Consider the following 19,288-nt stretch of genomic DNA (forward strand, 5'->3'; position numbering starts at 1 on the left):
TGTTCAAACTACACGGATTGATTCGCGTGGACGTAGCTGAGGGCGAGGTATCACCCCTGAACTCATTTCACGCCATGCATGAGTTTGTTGATCAGCGGGGCGATCAGGAACAGCAGCACGCCCGCTCCGAGCAGCAGCCAGAAACTGAAGGTAAAGCCCTCGAGCGCAGAGCCGACTGTCATGCCGGTTTCGCCGCTGACATGTCCGGCGAAGATTCCGGAAAGATTGTTGCCGATTGCCGTACTCAGGAACCAGCCGCCCATGGCCAGACCGACCAGGCGTACCGGGGCCAGCTTGGTCACCATCGACAGGCCGATCGGCGAAAGACAGAGTTCGCCGGCCGTCTGCAGCACGTAGACCAGGACCAGCGGCCAGAATGGAATCAGTCCCTCGGGGCTGACCAGATTGGTCAGCGCATACATGAGCACGAGGAAGGCGACCGCATTGCCGAGCAAGCCAAGGCCGAACTTGCGCGGAATCGACGGTTCCATGTTCTTGCGTCCGAGGAAACCCCAGATCCAGGCGGCAATCGGGGCCAGCAACACGATGGCGACCGGATTCACCGACTGGAACCAGCCGACCGGGAAAATCCAGCCACCGAACATCTCGCGATCGACGATACCCTGGGCGAGGAAGTTGAACGAGCTGCCGGCCTGCTCGAAGAACATCCAGAACAGCACGTTGAACAGGAAGATGATCAGCATCGCGTAAACGCGGTGAGTCTGCACGGTGCCGTTGCGGATGGCCTCGATCAGCAGCATCACGGCCAGACCGACAAACAACGCGGCCAGCACCCAGGCCAGCGCCTCGGCACCGACCTTGTCGATCAGCAAATAGACGACGGGTACCGCGAGCGCCGCACCAACGAGCACGGCCAGCATGCTCTTGGTGCCATTGCGATCGGCAGGCGGCTCACCGATACCCTTGAGCTGGGCGCGACCAAACCAGAACCAGAGGAAGCTGATGACCATGCCGATGCCGGTAGCAGCGAACACCACCTTGTAGTTCTGCTGCATCGGCGTGTCGGTGATGACGCTGGCCAGCCAGCCGGTCACCAGCGGAGCGACCAGCGCGCCGGCGTTGATGCCCATGTAGAAGATCGTGAAGCCGCGGTCGCGGCGATTGTCGTTGATCGAATAGAGCTGTCCCACCATCGTGGAAATATTCGGCTTGAACAGACCGTTGCCGACGATGACGAGCGACAGTCCGAGAACGAACAGCTCCTTGTTCGGCAACATGATCGTGAACAGGCCGGCGGCCATGATCACCGCGCCAAGCAGGATCGATCGCTGATAACCGATGATGCGATCGGCGACGTAACCGCCGAACAGGGCGGTCGCATAGACCAGTGCAAGGAAGGCGCCATAGGTACGGCTCGCATAGCCCTGGCCGGAAGCATCGCCATCGAAGAACTGGGCAACGATATACAAGGTCAACGCCCAGCGCATGCCGTAGAACGCGAAGCGCTCCCAGAACTCGGTCATGAACAGCATCCACAGCGGCCTTGGATGCCCCAGCGCGTCCTTGAAGTCGCGTGGAGGTGTATCGGGTGACTCGGATGTTGCAACGCCGCTCATGCAGTTCTCCCGGGATCGGTATTGGATAACCGGGCGAGGATCACCGACCGTTGCAGGCTACGTCAATTGCTGTCTTCTTGCTGCAGCGCAGCATCGGCGCCTGACGACCGCTCAGCTACCAATGACGGTGCGCACTTCGAGCAGCTCCGGAAAGAACGTCAGTTCGAGTGCCTTCTTCAGGAAGGCGACGCCCGACGAGCCACCCGTACCGCGCTTGTGGCCGATCACGCGCTCCACCGTTTTCATGTGACGGAAACGCCAGAGCTGGAACGATTCCTCGATATCGACGAGCTGCTCGCAGAAGTGATACTCCGACCAGAACTCGTCGGCGTTCTCGTAGATGCGCTTGAATACCGGAACCAGGTCTTCGCGGAAGCGGTGCGGTCGTGACCACTCGCGTTCGACGCAATCCGCGGGCACGGCGTGGCCGCTGCGATGCAGGTAGCGAAGAAACTCGTCGTACAGACTCGGTGCTTCGAGGGCCTTTCGCAACTCGTTCTGGCGTTCAGGATCATGCGTGAACACGGCCAGCATGTCGGCGTTCTTGTTGCCAAGCAGGAATTCGATCATTCGGTACTGGTGCGACTGGAAGCCCGAAGCGGGTCCGAGCACATGGCGGAACTGCTGATATTCCGTGGGTGTCAGGGTTTCGAGCACAGCCCACTGCTCGAACAACTGGCGCTGGATCTGCTTGACCCGGGCAAGAATTTTCAGGCTCGAGTCGGTCTGGTCGACCGAGAGCAGCCCGATCGCCGCCTGCAACTCGTGGATCACCAGCTTCATCCAGAGTTCGCCGACATGGTGCTGGACGATGAACAGCATTTCATCGTGATGCGGCGGATTGCTGATCGGCTTTTGCGCAGAGAGCAGCGTATCCAGCTGCAGGTAGCCACCGTAGTTGAGGCGATCACGCAGGTCCGTTTCTATGCCCTGCTCCAGCTCGCGCCTGTTTTCCATGTCGGACCTGCCCGCCGCCTTGTTCGAATCAGGCAAGCTACCCGAGCGGGCGACTGATCGCCAGCCCCTGCGACGATGTTGTCGGTACGCATCACGAATTGCGATTTGCTGCGCTCAGCCTTGCGTGCCGGTGCCGTGCTTGATATCAATGCAGCATCGTCGTGGCGCTGGGTCACGATACGGCACAGTATCGAGCCGTCCGGCACTGGATCCGGATTCCGCACGCTACGTTCGCGCCGTTCCCGCAGATCCGTCCACGAGTCGACGGAGCGCAGCGACGACGATTATGAGAACTCCGGCCGAAGCTTGGCCCATTCGTGCCGTCGTGACGAGACACGGTCCAGAGGAGAATTCCGTGCCTGTAGCCGCCACCTTCGAAATTGAATACCTGCAGTACCTCGATGCGGAAGGCAAGCTGGTCCGTGATGACCTGCCTGCCTTCGCACGCGATACGCGGCAGCTGGTCAAGCTGTATCAGGAAATGCTGATGGTGCGCATTTTCGACGCCAAGGCGATCGCCTTGCAGCGCACCGGAAAGCTCGGCACCTATGCGCCCTGCCTCGGCCACGAGGCCACCTATCTGGCGATCGGCAGCGCGATGCAGGAGGACGACTCGTTTGCCTGCAGCTATCGCGAATACGGTGCGCAGTTTCATCGGGGCGTGAAGCCGCGGGAACTGCTGCTGTATTGGGGTGGCGACGAGCGCGGCAGCGATTTTTCCGGGCCGCCGCATGATTTCGCCTGGTGCGTACCGATTGGCACGCAATGCCTGCATGCCGCCGGTTCGGCGCTGGCCTTCAAGATCCGCAAGGAACCCCGCGTAGCCGTCTGCACGATTGGCGACGGTGGTTCGTCGAAGGCCGACTTCAACAGCGCACTGAACGTCGCGGGCGCCATGACCCTGCCGCTGGTTGCCGTCATCGTCAACAACCAATGGGCGATCTCTGTACCGCGCGATGCGCAGACCGGCGCCAAGACCCTGGCCCAGAAAGGTATTGCGGCAGGGCTCGAGTGCATGCAGGTCGACGGCAACGATCTGATCGCGATGCGTGCCGCCATGGACTACGCGTTGAAGCGCGCACGTCACGGCCATGGCGGGATGGTCATCGAAGCGGTCACGTATCGACTCTCCGACCACACCACGGCCGATGACGCACGCCGCTATCGCTCCGAGCAGGAGGTCAAGGAAGCCTGGGAGCGTGAGCCGCTGCGGCGCATGAAGACGTATCTCCAGTCGCTCAACGCGTGGACCGACGACGAAGAAAAGGAATGGACGGAGAAGTGCAAGAAATATGTCGACGCCGAGGTCAATGCCTACCTTGAAACCAGATCGCAACCGGTCGAGGCGATGTTCGACTACACCTATGCCGAGCTGCCGCCGGACCTGATCGCCCAGCGCGAAGAAGCCATTGAATGGGAGAAGCGCAAGTGATGCTCACCCGCTCCTGCACCCACAAACACATCAACGGCGAGCATTGATCGATGGCCCAGATAACCCTTATCGAAGCAGTCACCCAGGCACTGGCCTGGGAAATGAAGAACGACCCGAGCGTGGTCGTACTGGGCGAGGATGTCGGCATCAATGGTGGCGTGTTCCGCGCCACGCTGGGACTGCTCGACAAATTCGGCCCCGATCGCGTGATCGATACACCGCTGGATGAAACCACCATCGGCGGCATTACCGTCGGTCTGGCCGCGCAAGGCATGAAGCCGGTGGCCGAGGCGCAGTTCGAAGGCTTCATCTACGGCATGCTCGAGCAGATCATCTGCCACGCAGCACGCATGCGCAATCGAACCCGCGGCCGCATGACCGTGCCGGCCGTCTGGCGCGCGCCCTGGGGTGGCGGCATCCGCGCGCCGGAACACCATTCCGAAGCCAACGAAGCGATCTTCACCAATGTGCCCGGCTTGCGCGTCGTTCTACCCTCCTCGCCCGGCCGGGCCTACGGCCTGTTGCTCGCCTCGATTCGTGATCCGGATCCGGTCATCTTCTTCGAACCCAAGCGCATTTACCGCCAGTACAAGGAAGAGGTTCCCGATGATGGCGAGGCGCTGCCGCTCGATGTCTGCTTCGTCCTGCGCGATGGCGAGGACGTGACCCTGGTGACCTGGGGTGCGCAAGTGAAGGAGACTCTGGAAGCCGCCGACAAGCTCGCTGCGGAAGGGATCAGCGCAGAGGTCATCGATGTCGCAACATTGAAGCCGCTGGATTTCGACACGATCCACGATTCGGTGCGCAAGACCGGGCGCTGCGTAATCGTGCATGAAGCACCGCGTACAGCAGGTTTCGGCGCGGAGATTTCCGCGCGCCTGGCCGAGCATGCCCTGTACGACCTGGTCGCGCCGGTCGAGCGCGTAACCGGCTACGACACGCATATCCCGCTGTTCCGCCTTGAAATGAAGTATCTGCCCAGCGTCGGCAAGATTGTCGCTGCGGCAAAACGAACACTGGCAGTGAGCTGACCCGATGGAGCCGAACGCATGAGTGAGACGAAAACCTTCCACCTGCCGGATCTCGGTGAAGGCCTGCCCGATGCCACGATCGTCGAATGGTTCGTGAAACCGGGCGATGTAGCGCACCTCGACGAACCGCTCGTATCGATGGAAACGGCCAAGGCTGTCGTCGAGGTGCCGTCGCCGTTCTCGGGCAAGGTCGTCAAGCAGTATGGCAATGCCGGCGACGTGATCGAAACCGGCGCGGCCCTGATTGATATCGAACTGGATGCCAGCCTGGCGCAACGGGCCGATGCCGAAGAAACCGGTCATCATCACGGCCCGCCAAAGGCAGCCAAGCCGAAGGCCGAGGAACAACCCGCAGCCGGCGAAAAGAAGTCGGACAAGGGCGAAGCCACCGAGCGCGCCGACTCCGGCACCGTGGTCGGCGCCATGGAAGCCGGCGATCACGTGCATACCGAGCGCGCATCGACTGCAGGCGGCGTCAAGGCCGTTCCGGCGGTTCGCGCCCTGGCAAAAAAGCTGGGTGTCGATCTCGGTCGGGTCAGCGCCAGCGGTGCGGACGGCGTGATTACGCTCAAGGATGTGAAATCGGCCGCTGAAGCGGGAACGGCGAAGCAGGGCGCGCGATCTGCCGCGCCGGGCGCCGCCGCAGGCGCCGCGACCACAACGCCTCCGCCTGCCGCGCCGCAACGCGCCGAGAGCCAGCGCACGGCGCTCTCGGCATCCGGTCAACCGATGCGCACGACGCCTCCCACGCAAAGTGTTTCCGGCCAGCCCGAGCAACTCAAGGGCGTTCGCCGCAACATGGCCCGCGTGATGGCCGACGCACATGCAAAGGTCGTCCCGACCACACTCTGTGACGATGCCGATATTCACGCCTGGGCCCCGGGCAACGACATCACCGTGCGCCTGATCCGTTCGCTGGTGCGCGCATGCCAGGCGGTGCCGGCGCTCAATGCATGGTTCGACGGCGACAAGCTCACCCGTACCCTTCATCCGCACGTTGACATCGGCATCGCCGTGGATACCGACGACGGACTGTTCGTACCGGCCTTGCGCAATGCCGACGTGCTCGACGCCAACGGCATTCGTCAGGCCATCAACCGTCTGCGCGACCAGGTCGTCAGTCGCAGCATTCCGGCCGAAGAGCTCAAGGGATACACGATCTCGCTGTCGAATTTCGGCGTGTTCGCCGGACGCTACGCGACCCCGGTAGTCGTGCCGCCTACGGTCGCCATCGTTGCCGCCGGCAAGGGTCGTCACCAGATGATGCCGGTCATGGGCGGCTTCGAATCGCACAAGATCATTCCGCTGTCGCTGACCTTCGATCACCGCGCCGCCACCGGCGGTGAGGCCGCACGCTTCCTCAAGGAAATGCTGGACGATCTGGCCAAGCCGAATTGAGCTGCTTCGCCGTTGCGATGAAATTCCAAAACGCACCGTAACCGGGTCGTAGGGGCGGGTCTCAGACCCGCCCGCTCTTCGCTGCTTTCCGAATGCCGAATGAAAGGGGGTGGGTCTGAGACCCACCCCTACAACACGCCCCTAAGACCCATCCCCATGAAGGTGCCGAGGCCCTGCGCTGAACTGGCGCTACTAGCCGCCGGATACCTCCTCGTAACCGACGATATCGAGATCGAATCCGCCCAGGCCTATCAACTTGCGCGGCGTGCCGAGCACGCGCAGGTGGCGCACACCGAGATCGGAGAGGATCTGCGCACCAAGCCCATTCTGACGCCATTCGTTGGCGGCATCCGAATCCTTTCGGACCGCCTCACCGGCCAGGGCATCGAGCAGCGTTTCCGCTTCGCCGGGTTCGCTGAGTACGACGACGACACCGCGGCCTTCATCGTCGATGCGCCGCAGCGCGGCGGTGACGGTCAAGCCCAGATCGTCGCGGCGCAGATGCAGCACATCGGACAGGGTATTGCGCACATGGACCCGGGTCAGCACGGGCTGACCATCGTCCACCTGACCTCGCGCCAGGGCGAAATGCAGAGCCTTGTGGATCAAGTCGCGCCAGACGACAAGACGGAAGACGCCAAATTCGGTGTCGACCTCGACATCGCGCACGCGCTCGATCGTGTTTTCAGTCTGCAGGCGATACCGGATCAGGTCGGCAATCGAGCCGATTTTCAGACCGTGCTTCCTCGCGAACGACTCCAGCGCCGGACGCCGCGCCATCGAGCCGTCTTCGTCCATCACCTCGACAATGACGCCGGCGGGCTCGAGCCCAGCCAGCGTGGCCAGATCGCAGGCCGCCTCGGTATGGCCCGCGCGCACCAGCACCCCACCGGTTTGCGCAGTCAGTGGAAAGATGTGCCCGGGTTGGGCCAGATGCTCCGGTCTCGCATCTCTCGCAACAGCCGTGCGAATCGTGTGCGCACGATCATAGGCAGAGATGCCGGTGGTCACGCCTTCGGCCGCCTCGATCGACACCGTGAAGTTGGTGTGGTGCGACGAAGTGTTGTTGTGCACCATCGGCTTCAGACCGAGCTGCCTGCAGCGCGCCGAGGTCAGGGTCAGGCACACCAGTCCGCGCGCTTCGCGAACCATGAAGTTGATGTCTTCCGGACGCACTTTTTCCGCAGCCATGACGAGATCGCCCTCGTTTTCACGATCTTCATCGTCAAGGATCACGACCATGCGGCCGGCGCGGATGTCTTCGAGTATTTCGGCAATGGTGTTGAAACTCATGTCGTGTCCGATAGGTTGCGGGGTATTCGGTGGTTGCCTCTGTTGCAGGAAACGGCTTCAGTCGTGATGCTTCTCTCTCGCTTCGCTCTGCATCAGGAACAAGAGCATCCCGGCCGACGCCGCTTCCTACACCGCATCGCGAAACTCGATCAGGCGTTCTGCATAGCGGGCCATGCGATCGACTTCGATATTGACGCGGTCGCCGATTCGCCGTGCGCCGAATGTCGTCACGCTTTGCGTGTGCGGAATCAGGTTGACGCCAAAGCGCAACCCTTCGACTTCATTGACAGTCAGGCTGACGCCGTCGATGCAGACAGATCCCTTGCTTGCGATGTACCGGGCCAGACCTGGCAGCACCTCGAACAGCCAGCGCTGCGAACGGCCGTCACTCCTGATATCGACAACCTGTCCGATCCCGTCGACGTGGCCGGATACAAGGTGGCCGCCAAGTCGGTCGCTGAGACGAAGCGCCTTCTCCAGATTCACCGCCGTTCCGGGCTCCAGAGCGCCGAGCGTGGTCAGCTTCAGGGTTTCGAGCGAGACATCAGCGGCAAACGAATCTGCACCGATGTCGAGCGCGGTCAGGCACACCCCGGCGACCGCGATACTGTCCCCTTCGCGGACGTCGTCCAGGCCGAGGTCCGTGCAAGCGAATGTCATGCGTCGATCGCCGCCTTTCAGCTCGCTGGCTGCCAATCGCCCGATGGCCTGGATGATTCCGGTAAACACTCAGTTCTCCCTCGAACGCAACAGCAGGCGCCAGTCGGAGCCGACCGTGCGTTGATCGATCGTCTCAAGCTTCCAGCGCTCGCTCATGTCGGCCAGCGCCGGAAGGTTCATCAGAGGCCGCGCGGCATCGCCCAGCAGCACCGGCGCCACGTACAGCAACAGTTCGTCGACCAGATCTTGCGCAAACAGCGCACCGCAAAGGGTCGGGCCGGCCTCGACCTGGATTTCGTTGATGTCGCGTCTGGCCAGCTCTGCAAGCATCGCAGTCAGATCGAGTCGTTCGCTGCTCAATTCAAGCGCGTGGCGTTCGACCTGTTCGAAACGGGCATCAACAGGTTTCGCATCAGGTCCATGAAAGACCAGGCTTGGCGCACTGCCATCAAGCACCCTCGAACCCGGCGGCGTGCGCAGGTGACGGTCGAGGATGACGCGCACGGGTGCGACCGGCGCCTTGCAGAGCGGATCGCGCACGGTGAGTGCGGGATCGTCGGCCAGAATCGTGCCCACGCCGGTCAGGATCGCCGAACTTCGCGCCCGCCAGCGCTGCACATCCGCCCGTGCCGCTTCGCCGGTGATCCATCTGGACTCGCCACTGGACAGCGCCGTACGCCCGTCCATGCTCATCGCCAGTTTGACCCTGAGCCATGGCCGGGATCGCTCGATCCGCGCGAAGAACCCGCGATTGAGCTCGCGTGCCGGCTCCGACATCAGGCCGGTCTCGACGGTGATGCCGGCCTCCCGCAATCGGCGAATGCCACGACCCGACACTTCGCCAAAGGGATCGCCATGCGCGATCACCACTCGCGCAACACCGGCGGAAATCAGCGCGTCTGCACACGGGGGCGTACGCCCGAAATGCGCGCAAGGCTCCAGTGTCACATAGGCCGTTCCGCCACGCGCCCGTTCGCCGGCTTCGTTCAACGCGACTACTTCCGCATGCGCACCGCCGGCGCGCTCGTGCCAGCCACTACCGACCGCCTGTTCGCCTTGTGCGATCACGCAGCCCACGCGCGGATTCGGCTGCGTGGTGAACAGACCGCGTTCGGCAAGTCGCAAGGCCGAGGCCATATGCAGATGATCGAGAGGGCTGAACACGGAAAGGTGTGCCGGATCCGACGCAAGCGTCAGACTTTGCCCTTGCGAGCGGCCACTTCGGCCAGCAGGGGCAGTTGCATGCCTTCCAGTGCCGGCAGGTCGCGCTCCAGGCGTTCGATTTCCTCGCGAAATGCCTGCACGTCCTCGAAACTGCGATAGACCGAGGCAAATCGTACATAGGCAACCTGATCGAGTTTTTTCAACTCGCGCATGACCAGTTCGCCGACCCGCAGCGAAGGCACCTCCCGCTCGCCGCTGCGGCGCAGGTCGTCGATGACCACGCGCACCGCGGAATCCACTTCGTCGCTGGCGACAGGCCGCTTTTGCAAGGCACGGCTGAAACTGGTGCGCAGCTTGCGCTCGTCGAACGCTTCGCGACGCCCATCGGACTTGACCATGGCCGGCAGCTTCAGTTCGGCGGTCTCGAAGGTATTGAACCGCTCGTTGCACTGCTCGCACTCGCGCCGCCTGCGGATGGTCGAACCATCATCGGAAACTCGCGAATCGATCACGCGGGTGTCTTCGTGCTGGCAGAACGGGCAGTGCATCAGGGAAGCGGGAATGGGGAATGGGGAATGGAGAAAGGGTTGAAGCCAGGGATTGGGGATTCGGGATTCGGGATTCGGGAAGGCGCGTTATTGGCATTCCTCGGGGAATGGGCGGCGCGTCCGCAACGCGGGCTTCTGACGAATCCCGAATAACGATTCCCGAATCCCGTCCCGCTAGCCATACACCGGGTACGCCTTGCACTGGGCGGTGACCTTGTCGCGTACGGCGGCAATGACGGACTCGTCCTTGGGCGCATCGAGCACGTCGGCCATCCAGCCGGCCAGATCGATGCAGTCCTGCTCGCCGTAGCCACGCGTGGTCACCGCAGGCGTGCCGATACGCAGGCCAGAGGTAATGAAGGGTGAGCGCGGGTCGTTCGGAACGGCATTCTTGTTGACCGTGACATGCGCCTTCCCGAGCGCGGCTTCGGCGTCCTTGCCACTGGACTCGCGGCCGATCAGGTCGATCAGCATCAGGTGGTTCTCGGTGCCGCCGGATACGATCTTGTAGCCGCGCGCCATGAGCGTGCGCGCCATCGCCTTGGCATTCACCACGACCTGCTGCTGGTAGCTCTTGAACTCGGGCTGCAGAGCTTCAAGAAAGGCAACCGCCTTGGCCGCGATCACGTGCATCAGCGGCCCGCCCTGGATGCCCGGAAAGACGATCGATTGCAGTTTCTTCTCCAGCTCCTCGCCCAAACCCTTCGAAATCACGAAACCGCCACGCGGTCCGCGCAAGGTCTTGTGCGTGGTCGATGCGACCACATGCGCATGCGGCACCGGATTCGGATAGACCCCGGCTGCAATCAGGCCGGCCACGTGGGCCATGTCGACAAAGAAGATCGCCCCGACCTTGTCGGCGATGGCACGCATGCGCGCCCAGTCGACCACCTGCGAATAGGCGCTGAATCCGCCAATCAGCATCTTCGGCCTGTTTTCCACGGCCAGGCGCTCGACTTCGTCGTAGTCGATCAAACCCTGCTCGTTGACGCCGTACTGCACGGCATTGAAAAGCTTCCCGGAAATATTCGGCTTGGCGCCATGGGTCAGATGACCGCCGTGGGCAAGACTCATGCCGAGGATGGTGTCGCCGGGCTGGAGCAGTGCCAGGAACACGGCCTGGTTGGCCTGCGAGCCGGAGTGCGGCTGCACGTTGGCATAATCGGCTCCGAACAGCTGCTTGAGGCGTTCGATCGCGAGCCGCTCGGCCACGTCGACATACTCGCAACCGCCGTAATAGCGCTTGCCCGGATAGCCTTCGGCATACTTGTTGGTCAGCACCGATCCCTGCGCCTCGAGTACGCGCGGGCTGGCGTAATTCTCCGACGCGATCAGCTCGACATGATCTTCCTGACGCGCGGCTTCTGCGGCAATCGCGTCCGCCAGTTCGGCATCAAACCCTTCTATACGCAGACCCTTTGAGAACATCGAAGATCACTCGGCAGCCATTGGGGAAGCCCCATGTTACCGCGTTGCAGCATGAATCATGGAGTTCCGACCGTCGGCAACGTCCGGCTCGGGGCATCGGAACGCCCCCGGATTCCCTCCCGGCCCGCGACAGCGAAACCGGTTCGGCGCCTCAGTCTGCCGAATCGGGGGCCAGCAGTTCGATAGCCATGACCAGGGCGTCCTCGCGCGAGTTCCTGCCCGGATAGTAGTTGGGGCGCTTGCCGATCTCGTTGAAACCCACGCTGTCATACAAGGCTACGGCCGCCTTGTTCGACGGGCGCACCTCGAGAAAGACTCGGTCGGCATGATGCCAGCGGGCCAGATCCAGCAGGCGGGCCAGGATTCGCCGGCCATGCCCGTGGCCCTGCTCGGCCGGCGCAACGCACAGGTTGAGCACATGCGCCTCACCGCCGGCCACCGAGAGAACACCGTAGCCGATCAGCTCGGCGGAACGTTCGAGCACCCAGCATTCATAGCCGGCGGCCATGCAGTCGCGAAAGATCCCGAATGTCCACGGATACGGATAGGCACTGAGTTCGATGCGCGAGATGGCCTCGAGGTCCGATGCTCGCATGGCCCGAAAATTCGAAATCGGCTCCTGCAGGATTGCAACCATGTCGCGCTCGGTTCAGTTCTGCGTTCCGCTCGCACGCAGCAAGCGGGACAGACGCTTGATTTCACCCCAGAGGCCCTGCTTTGCAGCCGCACTGGCCGCCAGGACAGCCGGTTCCGAGGTGACGATCCAGTGGATCGCATTCTGACGCTGGGCCGGCATTCCAGAGCCCAGCTCGCGCGCCATGGCTTCACCGAAAACCACGAGATTCCGCGCATCGTCCAGTGCCGCGGCGTCTGCCGTCCCCGAAAGTTCGGCACGCAGGCCGATCAAGCGAAACGCACGCAGCAGATCATCGCGCATCCTGCCGGCCTTGCCCGCAAAACCAAGGACCAGGACATCGGCCCCGGCACGGTTCCTTGTCTGTCCGGTGCTGGCATCTGCCGCAACGATTTGGCCCGAGGCTGGAACTCGCGCGGCGGACCCGGCCGCCGGCCTCGGCGCATAGACATCGACTCCTATTTCGGCGAGCAGACGAAGGCCGTACTCATCGAGCATGTTCGTACTTCTCGCTGGCAAGCAGGTCTTCGTAGAACTCGGCAAAGATCTGGTCGGCCGCAGCGAACAATGCCTCGGTTGTCGAGATCAGGCGGTTGTCGACGGCCTCGACGTCAGCGCGATAGATCTCGTCGGTCTGCGGCGTGCCATCCGGCCGATCGGCACGCAACTTGATCACCACGCTGGCCAGATATCCGCCATTGACGGTCGGTACGCGCTCAAAGCGCAGAATCTGACCACTGATGCGAATGGCCGCCTGACTCGCCGCGAGTTCATCCGTGACCAGCGGAGCGATCTCGGCTTCGCGCAGTTCGACCTTCAAGCGTCGCTGCAACAGACGCGTGGGCGGATCCGTCCACAGCTGGTAGTGATACTGGCGCAATTCGGTCGCTTCAGGATTGATCGCATAGACCAGCGCGCGATCGGCGTAGAGCCCGTCTGCATTGAACAGGCCCACCACAAGCGGCGTCACGAACACCGGCTTCGGGCTGACCGGCAGCTTCGCGACCGGCGGCATGCGGAAATAGGTGTGGTCAGGAACGCCCGGCACGTTGCCGCATCCGGCCAGCGCCAGCGTGGCTCCGATAATGAGCGAACCCCAGACTGCCGCCTTGCTCATTGATCACCCTCCTCAAGGTCGTCAGGTTCCGGCGAACGCAGCAACTGGCCCGGATTTCGCCGGATTTCGCGACTGAATTCATCAAGGTTGCGCGTGGCGGACTCCAGATGATGCGTGATCACCTCCATGCGGCTGGAGAGACTGGCCATGACGGTAGCCAGATCGGTCACCGACGCGCGAATCTCGCCACGATTCTCTCGCGCGATCTCGGCCAGTTCGCCGACGGTGCCGTCGAGGGTCTTGCGGGTTTCGCGCAACTCCACGCTGAGCCCGTGCACATTGTCGAGAATGCCCGCGACGGCAGCGCGATTCTCCGGCTTGAGCAATTCATCAAGCGCACTGGATGCACCATTCAGCTTGCCCAGCAGGTCTTGTGCCTGGGCAAGGATTTCGGGCGCGCTGGTGTCGATTGCACCGGTAATGGAGTCGACGCGCTGAGAAAGCAGGGCCAGCATCGGCGAAATCTGCTCCCGGGTCAGTGTAGAGACCTGTCCGGCGAGTTCGCCGACCGCGGCGAATATGTCGGCATTTTCGGCACCCTTTATCTCGGCGCCCGGGGCAAGCATGTCGCGACTCTTGCCCTCGCGGATGCCGATCGACATGTCGGCCAGCAAGCCGCTCGATTGCAGGCTGGCCACGCTGTCTTTCGGAATGCCCCAGTCGTCCTTCACCGACAGGGTCACTTTGTAGCGCGTACCCGTGGCACTGCGCTCGGGTTCGACTTCGCCGACATCGCCGATCCGATAGCCCTCGTAAAACACGGGCGCGCCATAGCGCAGGCCGGTGACGTTGCGGTAGTGAACGTAGTAGTCGGTGGTCGCGCCGCTGCGCCCGGTGATCAGGGCCAGCCCGACCAGCAGCAGGACAAGGCCGAGCACGACTACGGCACCGACCAGAACGTAGTTGACTGTGTCGCGCTTCACCAGAACATTCCCCTCGAAGGCTGCGTCATTCTAACGTTGTTACCAATGGCTTGGGAAAATGCGCTCATTCGTCTTCCCCGACCAGTCGGCGCAGATACTCGTCCGCATCCACCTGCACTTCGCGCGGGCGGCGATTGAGCAGATCCTGAATGCGCTCGTTGTCAGCGGCGCGTACCTCGGCCGTGGTCCCGGTCATGAGCACGTTGCCCTGGTCGAGCACGGTGATGGTGTCGGCGATCTTGAACGCGCTTTCCAGTTCATGGGTGACCACGACGATGGTCATGCGCAGCGCGTCGCGCAAGCGCAGGATCAGCTCATCGAGTTCCGCGGAGACGACCGGATCAAGGCCGGCCGAGGGCTCATCGAAAAAAAGCAGGCGCGGATCCATCACGATGGCACGCGCGAGGGCCGCGCGCTTGATCATGCCGCCGGACAGCTGGCTCGGCATCAGATCCTGGAAACCTCCAAGATTGACCACCTCGAGCTTGAGCCGGCTCATGATACGGATGGTCTGCTCATCCAGATCGGTGTGCTCGCGCAGGGGCAGTGCCACGTTGTCGCCGATGGTCATCGAAGTCAGCAATGCGCCTCCCTGGAAGGAAACGCCGATGCGCTTGCGCACGTCGAGTTTTTCGCGATCGCTGGCGTTCGCAAAGTCCGTACCGAACAACTTGACGGTGCCGGCCCTGGGCCGGTTCAGACCGAGCATGTGGCGCAGCAAGGTGCTCTTGCCCGAACCCGATCCACCCATGATGACCCGGATCTCGCCGGCATTCACGCTGAAGTCGACCTCGTGCAGGATGCGCCGCTTGCCGTACCAGGCTTCGAGCTTCTCGACTTCGATGAGGGGGGCAGCGCTGTTCATCGATTCAGGAAATACGAAAAGACCATGTCGGCGACGATGATCCAGCAAATGGAAAGGACAACCGCGCGCGTGGTGGCGCGGCCGACGCCCTCGGCGCCGCCGGTCACCGAGAATCCGGTGCTGACGCCGATCAGGGTGATCAACAGGGCGAACACGATGCTCTTGGAAATGCCCTGGCCGATATCACCCATGTTCAGCAGCGACATCGACTGCAGCATGTAGGCCGTTGGCGTGATGTCCAGCGCGGGAGCGCTGTAAAGGGCGGCACCAAAGATGCCGATCGCATCGGCGAACAGGGTCAGCAGCGGCAACATGATCAGCATGGCGATCAGGGCAGGCGCAACCAGGTAGCGCACCGGATCGACACCGATGACAGCGAGTGCATCGACCTCCTGCGAGACCGTCATCGAACCGATGCGGGCGGCCAGGGCCGAGCCGGAGCGGCCGGCAACGAGAATCGCGGTGATCAGCGCGCCGAATTCGCGCGTAACCGATTTGGCCACGGCGATCACGACCTGCGACTCGGCACCAAACTCGCCCAGTGCAGACACAAACTGGATGCCGAGCATGATGCCGACGGTAAAGGACAACAGCAGGACGATGGGCAAGGCATCCACGCCAACCTGGCGCATCTGCTCGAATACCGAGCGCAGCCGCAGCGGCTGACCGATGCGCCATCCCAGCAGCGAAAGGTACAGCGATTCGTACAGCAGCATCGCCGCGTAACCCATGCTGCTGAGGGCGCCGACCGTTGCCCGGCCGAGTTGCGCGAGCGGGCGGGTCAGGGCTTCCAAGAAGAGCCACCGCTGGCCGCAGGAATCGACTCGATATCGGCCACGATCGGGAAAACCCGATCAAGGCGGGCCAGTTCGAGCACCGCGCGCACCGCATCGCTGACCGCAACCAGCGCAAACACCGTTCCCTTCGAGCGCGAGTTCTGGAATCCCTCGACCAGCGCAGCAATGCCGGAAGAATCGATATAGCTCACATCGCTGAGCAAGACGCCCACGCGCGGGCTTTTGTCCAGGGCCTTCAGAACAGCCTGGCGAACCTCCTGCGACCACGACAGATCCACTTCCCCGCTCAATCGGATCAGTGTGCAGTCTGCGGCCGTTTCCTGCTCGATACCGTTCATTCGTGTTCTTCCCCAGGCTGGCGGCGCGCGCCGATGGTCTTGTGCATGATCAAGCGGTTTCCGGTTCCGGTCGGCAGCGATTGCAGACTCCAATCGTCCATGACGGTGTCGATCAGGGCAACGCCGAGGCCGCCGCTGCGGCATTCACCAAGCGGCTTGGGCTTGACGCAATCCGGATCCACGGCGGGCGCTGAATCGAGTACGCGAAACTCCAGCTTGCCACCTTCGCTGGTCACGTGCAGCTCGATATCGCCCGAACTCTCCGGACCGTAGGCATGGCGGATGATGTTGCAGCAGGCTTCGTCGACAGCCAGTACCAGCTTGTCACGTATCGCGGTTTCCACGCCAGCGTCATCCAGAGCGCTGCGCAGCAGGGATCGAATGTCGCGCATCTGCTCCGGCTTGGCCGGGAAACAGCGCTTCAGCAGAACTTCGGGACCTTCGCTGTCCATGCGCTCGATCAGCAACAAGGTCGTGTCATCGACCAGGCGCATGTGCTTGAGCTCCGAAAAGATTCCGCGCAGGCGAGGCTCCGCAGAGGCACCGGCGTGACGCCTGATCAACTCACGCACGCCTTCCGATCCGATCGTCTGCCGCTGCGCATTGCGAACGTCGGTGACGCCATCGGAGAAGCAATAGAGCGAGGCGTCACTGAGATCGATGTGCCGTCCTTCGAACGTCATCCCGGAAAGAATGCCCAGCGGGGCCCCACCCGACAAGAATTCGGTGAATTCCCCGCAACGATAGAGCATCGCCGGCGGAAACCCTGCCGCGGCGATGTGCACGTGTTGCGCATGCCGATCGCAGTGCCCGACCAGGGCACAGACGAAGCGACCGTCCAGATTCGACTGGCACAGTTCCTCGTTGACCCGCTCCAGCCACTGCTCGGGCGGCGTACCTTCCTTGCCGACCCAGCGCAGCAGGGAGGCAACTCGCACCATCAGCAGGGCCGCATCGAGACCCTTGCCCGACACGTCACCGATGACGAAGCCGATGCGGCCATCCGGCAGATCGAAATAGTCGTAGAAGTCACCGGAGATTTCGTGCGCCGGCAAATTGACGCCGAGCAGCGGGAATCCGTTTCGGCGCCGCTTCGGCAACAGCGATTTCTGCATGCGCCGGGCCAGATCGAACTCACGCTTCATGCGCGCCTGCTGGACCAGCTCATGGGCCATGCGTGCATTGTTGATGGCCAGCGAGGTCGGCGCCGCGACCAGGCGCAGGATTTCGGCATCATCGGCGCTGAAGGCACCGCCGCTGCGCTTGTTGACCACTTCGAGCGCGCCAATCGGGCCCTTGGCCGTGGCCAGCGGCGCGCACAGCAGGCTGCGCGTGACGAAGCCGGTATCGCTGTCGGTGGTGTGATCGACACGCGAATCCGTCAGCGCATCCGCCACCACCTGGCTTGCATTTTCAGCGACAGCACGACCGACAACACCCTGGCCAAACGGAATGCGCAAGCCGGTAATGTCGATCGGACCGACACAGACCCGGCACTCAAGCATTTTCGCGTCTTCGTCGAGCAGGAACAGCGAAGCCGCCTCGGCGCCCATGAAGTCGGCAATGCGATTGACCGCCTCGTCCAGGGTCTGACGCAAGTCCAGGGATACCGCCAGGGTTTCCGACAGGTCGGCAAGGAAGGCCAGGGCGCGCGCCTCGCTGGCGACCCCTGCGGAGTGCAGACTGGCGGGCGCCGGACTCATTCCCCGCTGTTCCCGCCGCCACGAGATGCACGCTGTTCGCGCCAGCGACGCAAACCCCAGAGCGTCATGATCGGACCCGACATCACATATGCGGCTGCGATGCCGAACAACACGCGTGGCGGATCGACGGCAAGGGCGACGATGATCAACAACGCGGCCGGAATCCAGATAAAGGGGACCCGATCGGATGTCGGCCACGACTTGAAGCTGAAATAGCGCACATTGCTGACCATGAGCAGGCCGGCAACCACGGCGATGACCGGCGAAATGAACTGTACATCGATGCCGCTCATGTCGAACTTTTCGATGGTCCAGACAAACGACATGCACAAGCCGGCCGCCGCTGGACTCGCCAGCCCCTGGAAATAGCGCTTGTCGGCAACGCCGACCTGGGTGTTGAAGCGTGCCAGGCGCATCGCCGCACAGGCGGCATAGATGAAGGCCGCGGCCCAGCCGACCTTGCCCCACAACGAGCCGTACTCGGCCAGCGACGACAGCGACCACGTGTACAGGACCAGAGCCGGCGCCACGCCGAAGCTGACCAGATCGGACAGCGAATCGTATTGCACGCCAAAATCGCTCTGGGTACCGGTCATGCGTGCCACTCGTCCATCCAGGCCATCGAGTACGCCAGCGATGAACACGGCCAGTGCCGCTTCGGAGTAGCGCCCGCCGATCGAGGCCACGATGGCATAAAACCCGGCAAACATCGCCGCTGTCGTGAACAGGTTCGGCAGCAAGTAGATTCCGCGAGGCCGCTTGCGCGCGCTGGGAGGTGATTCATCCATGCTGAATGCCGTGGTAAAAGTGTGTCGAGTTTAACTGATCGATGCGATTTGGCAGCGAAGTGCTTGTAAGATAACGAAACTAGTGCTATCCAGTGCGCTGATTCCGGGCATCGGGCCGGTCCAAACCAGCCAGAGACCCAAGGGCCAACTGTCGGCTCGCACCGACGCGGAGACCATCATGAAGCCCCGTTTTATTGTACTGCTCCTGATTTGCCTGGGTGCTGCCCCTGTCAGCGCACAGCAGGTCTATTCGTGGACCGATTCCAACGGAACCAAGCATTTTTCCGATACGCCGCCGCCGCCGAACACGCCCTCTGCCAAGAAGCTGAATGTACGCAGCGGAGTCAGTACCGAAGAAACCATGGACGACGTGGACGAAACACCGAAGGAAGGTCCGCAGATGGCCGCTGCAGCCGGCTACAGCACCGAGGACATCGAGCGCAACTGCGCCGCAGCGCGCAAGAATCTCGAAACCTACAGGGCCGGCAATCCGGGCAGTGATGCCGAACCTGAAGCGCAGATCCGCTACCAGGAAAACATCAACAAGGCATCCGACCAGATCAAGCTGTTCTGCGGCTAGGCGCAGCCCGGGTACGACGTATCGCGCCGGCCGCCCACGAGGGGCGGCCCGCAAA

20 protein-coding genes are annotated in these 19,288 nt (G+C 62.6%); 4 read left to right on the top strand and 16 right to left on the bottom strand.

The features are described 5' to 3' along the window. Window positions 1–62: 62 nt before the first annotated feature. A complete protein-coding gene (locus R3F00_RS03965) occupies window positions 63–1,577 on the bottom strand; it encodes a peptide MFS transporter (RefSeq protein ID WP_371280417.1) in 1,515 nt (504 codons plus the stop codon). A 111-nt stretch (window positions 1,578–1,688) separates the two neighbouring features. Beyond that, window positions 1,689–2,534: a tryptophan 2,3-dioxygenase gene (locus R3F00_RS03970; protein WP_371280418.1), complete on the bottom strand. Its 846-nt coding sequence runs from the start codon at window positions 2,532–2,534 to the stop codon at window positions 1,689–1,691. A gap of 355 nt (window positions 2,535–2,889) precedes the next feature. Here R3F00_RS03970 and pdhA point away from each other — a divergent pair, with 355 nt between their 5' ends. Genes pdhA through R3F00_RS03985 form a run of 3 tightly spaced genes read left to right on the top strand, consistent with a single transcriptional unit; the run spans window position 2,890 to window position 6,395 of the window. Further along, window positions 2,890–3,966: a pyruvate dehydrogenase (acetyl-transferring) E1 component subunit alpha gene (pdhA, locus tag R3F00_RS03975; protein WP_371280419.1), complete on the top strand. Its 1,077-nt coding sequence runs from the start codon at window positions 2,890–2,892 to the stop codon at window positions 3,964–3,966. A 50-nt stretch (window positions 3,967–4,016) separates the two neighbouring features. Further along, entirely contained in the window at window positions 4,017–4,997 is a 981-nt protein-coding gene (locus tag R3F00_RS03980) for an alpha-ketoacid dehydrogenase subunit beta (RefSeq protein WP_371280420.1), read from the top strand. Window positions 4,998–5,015: 18 nt separating this feature from the next. Beyond that, complete coding sequence (locus R3F00_RS03985; RefSeq protein ID WP_371280421.1) at window positions 5,016–6,395, top strand: dihydrolipoamide acetyltransferase family protein; 1,380 nt, start codon at window positions 5,016–5,018, stop codon at window positions 6,393–6,395. Between the two features lie 192 nt (window positions 6,396–6,587). On the opposite strand, the gene ribB is transcribed toward R3F00_RS03985, so the two are convergent. From ribB to pssA, 14 genes are all read right to left on the bottom strand, one after another. Then, the gene (gene ribB / locus R3F00_RS03990; RefSeq protein WP_371280422.1) at window positions 6,588–7,688 is read right to left on the bottom strand and encodes a 3,4-dihydroxy-2-butanone-4-phosphate synthase; all 1,101 of its coding nucleotides are present in this window, start codon (window positions 7,686–7,688) and stop codon (window positions 6,588–6,590) included. Between the two features lie 126 nt (window positions 7,689–7,814). Continuing rightward, window positions 7,815–8,417 carry a riboflavin synthase gene (locus tag R3F00_RS03995; RefSeq protein WP_371280423.1) on the bottom strand — a complete coding sequence of 201 codons (603 nt, stop codon included), beginning with the start codon at window positions 8,415–8,417 and terminating at the stop codon, window positions 7,815–7,817. Next, a complete protein-coding gene (gene ribD, locus R3F00_RS04000) occupies window positions 8,418–9,485 on the bottom strand; it encodes a bifunctional diaminohydroxyphosphoribosylaminopyrimidine deaminase/5-amino-6-(5-phosphoribosylamino)uracil reductase RibD (RefSeq protein WP_371280542.1) in 1,068 nt (355 codons plus the stop codon). It abuts the gene before it with no gap. 56 nt (window positions 9,486–9,541) lie between these two features. Beyond that, window positions 9,542–10,060 carry a transcriptional regulator NrdR gene (gene nrdR, locus R3F00_RS04005; RefSeq protein ID WP_371280424.1) on the bottom strand — a complete coding sequence of 173 codons (519 nt, stop codon included), beginning with the start codon at window positions 10,058–10,060 and terminating at the stop codon, window positions 9,542–9,544. A 174-nt stretch (window positions 10,061–10,234) separates the two neighbouring features. After that, a complete protein-coding gene (glyA, locus tag R3F00_RS04010) occupies window positions 10,235–11,488 on the bottom strand; it encodes a serine hydroxymethyltransferase (protein ID WP_371280425.1) in 1,254 nt (417 codons plus the stop codon). Between the two features lie 151 nt (window positions 11,489–11,639). Further along, on the bottom strand, window positions 11,640–12,125 hold the full coding sequence (rimI, locus tag R3F00_RS04015; RefSeq protein ID WP_371280426.1) for a ribosomal protein S18-alanine N-acetyltransferase: 486 nt from the start codon (window positions 12,123–12,125) through the stop codon (window positions 11,640–11,642). A gap of 12 nt (window positions 12,126–12,137) precedes the next feature. Then, window positions 12,138–12,620, bottom strand: coding sequence for a hypothetical protein (locus tag R3F00_RS04020; protein ID WP_371280427.1), 483 nt, complete (start codon window positions 12,618–12,620; stop codon window positions 12,138–12,140). Further along, entirely contained in the window at window positions 12,610–13,239 is a 630-nt protein-coding gene (locus R3F00_RS04025; protein ID WP_371280428.1) for an ABC-type transport auxiliary lipoprotein family protein, read from the bottom strand. The genes R3F00_RS04020 and R3F00_RS04025 overlap by 11 nt, the downstream gene beginning before the upstream one ends. Further along, window positions 13,236–14,162, bottom strand: coding sequence for an MlaD family protein (locus R3F00_RS04030; protein ID WP_371280429.1), 927 nt, complete (start codon window positions 14,160–14,162; stop codon window positions 13,236–13,238). Before R3F00_RS04030 ends, R3F00_RS04025 begins: the two co-directional genes overlap by 4 nt. A 64-nt stretch (window positions 14,163–14,226) precedes the next feature. Continuing rightward, window positions 14,227–15,027 carry an ABC transporter ATP-binding protein gene (locus R3F00_RS04035; protein ID WP_371280430.1) on the bottom strand — a complete coding sequence of 267 codons (801 nt, stop codon included), beginning with the start codon at window positions 15,025–15,027 and terminating at the stop codon, window positions 14,227–14,229. Then, window positions 15,024–15,821, bottom strand: a complete 798-nt coding sequence (locus R3F00_RS04040) for an MlaE family ABC transporter permease (protein WP_371280431.1) — start codon at window positions 15,819–15,821, stop codon at window positions 15,024–15,026. Before R3F00_RS04040 ends, R3F00_RS04035 begins: the two co-directional genes overlap by 4 nt. Next, window positions 15,809–16,162 (bottom strand): STAS domain-containing protein, encoded by a 354-nt coding sequence (locus tag R3F00_RS04045; RefSeq protein WP_371280432.1) that lies wholly within the window; start codon window positions 16,160–16,162, stop codon window positions 15,809–15,811. Before R3F00_RS04045 ends, R3F00_RS04040 begins: the two co-directional genes overlap by 13 nt. Next, complete coding sequence (locus R3F00_RS04050; RefSeq protein ID WP_371280433.1) at window positions 16,159–17,865, bottom strand: SpoIIE family protein phosphatase; 1,707 nt, start codon at window positions 17,863–17,865, stop codon at window positions 16,159–16,161. The genes R3F00_RS04045 and R3F00_RS04050 overlap by 4 nt, the downstream gene beginning before the upstream one ends. Next, a complete protein-coding gene (pssA, locus tag R3F00_RS04055) occupies window positions 17,862–18,653 on the bottom strand; it encodes a CDP-diacylglycerol--serine O-phosphatidyltransferase (protein ID WP_371280434.1) in 792 nt (263 codons plus the stop codon). The genes R3F00_RS04050 and pssA overlap by 4 nt, the downstream gene beginning before the upstream one ends. A gap of 178 nt (window positions 18,654–18,831) precedes the next feature. Here pssA and R3F00_RS04060 point away from each other — a divergent pair, with 178 nt between their 5' ends. Continuing rightward, window positions 18,832–19,233: a DUF4124 domain-containing protein gene (locus R3F00_RS04060; protein WP_371280435.1), complete on the top strand. Its 402-nt coding sequence runs from the start codon at window positions 18,832–18,834 to the stop codon at window positions 19,231–19,233. The last annotated feature ends 55 nt before the right edge of the window (window positions 19,234–19,288 follow it).

It is taken from the genome of Dokdonella sp., assembly GCF_041395345.1.
GTDB lineage: Bacteria > Pseudomonadota > Gammaproteobacteria > Xanthomonadales > Rhodanobacteraceae > Dokdonella.

Excerpts from the sequence above, each read along its gene's own strand:
- R3F00_RS03965 (WP_371280417.1), bottom strand. The coding sequence starts at position 1,577 with ATGAGCGGCGTTGCAACATCCGAGTCACCCGATACACCTCCACGCGAC.
- R3F00_RS03970 (WP_371280418.1), bottom strand. The coding sequence starts at position 2,534 with ATGGAAAACAGGCGCGAGCTGGAGCAGGGCATAGAAACGGACCTGCGT.
- R3F00_RS03980 (WP_371280420.1), top strand. The coding sequence starts at position 4,017 with ATGGCCCAGATAACCCTTATCGAAGCAGTCACCCAGGCACTGGCCTGG.
- R3F00_RS03985 (WP_371280421.1), top strand. The coding sequence starts at position 5,016 with ATGAGTGAGACGAAAACCTTCCACCTGCCGGATCTCGGTGAAGGCCTG.
- ribB (WP_371280422.1), bottom strand. The coding sequence starts at position 7,688 with ATGAGTTTCAACACCATTGCCGAAATACTCGAAGACATCCGCGCCGGC.
- ribD (WP_371280542.1), bottom strand. The coding sequence starts at position 9,485 with ATGGCCTCGGCCTTGCGACTTGCCGAACGCGGTCTGTTCACCACGCAG.
- nrdR (WP_371280424.1), bottom strand. The coding sequence starts at position 10,060 with ATGCACTGCCCGTTCTGCCAGCACGAAGACACCCGCGTGATCGATTCG.
- glyA (WP_371280425.1), bottom strand. The coding sequence starts at position 11,488 with ATGTTCTCAAAGGGTCTGCGTATAGAAGGGTTTGATGCCGAACTGGCG.
- rimI (WP_371280426.1), bottom strand. The coding sequence starts at position 12,125 with ATGGTTGCAATCCTGCAGGAGCCGATTTCGAATTTTCGGGCCATGCGA.
- R3F00_RS04020 (WP_371280427.1), bottom strand. The coding sequence starts at position 12,620 with ATGCTCGATGAGTACGGCCTTCGTCTGCTCGCCGAAATAGGAGTCGAT.
- R3F00_RS04025 (WP_371280428.1), bottom strand. The coding sequence starts at position 13,239 with ATGAGCAAGGCGGCAGTCTGGGGTTCGCTCATTATCGGAGCCACGCTG.
- R3F00_RS04035 (WP_371280430.1), bottom strand. The coding sequence starts at position 15,027 with ATGAACAGCGCTGCCCCCCTCATCGAAGTCGAGAAGCTCGAAGCCTGG.
- R3F00_RS04045 (WP_371280432.1), bottom strand. The coding sequence starts at position 16,162 with ATGAACGGTATCGAGCAGGAAACGGCCGCAGACTGCACACTGATCCGA.
- R3F00_RS04050 (WP_371280433.1), bottom strand. The coding sequence starts at position 17,865 with ATGAGTCCGGCGCCCGCCAGTCTGCACTCCGCAGGGGTCGCCAGCGAG.
- pssA (WP_371280434.1), bottom strand. The coding sequence starts at position 18,653 with ATGGATGAATCACCTCCCAGCGCGCGCAAGCGGCCTCGCGGAATCTAC.
- R3F00_RS04060 (WP_371280435.1), top strand. The coding sequence starts at position 18,832 with ATGAAGCCCCGTTTTATTGTACTGCTCCTGATTTGCCTGGGTGCTGCC.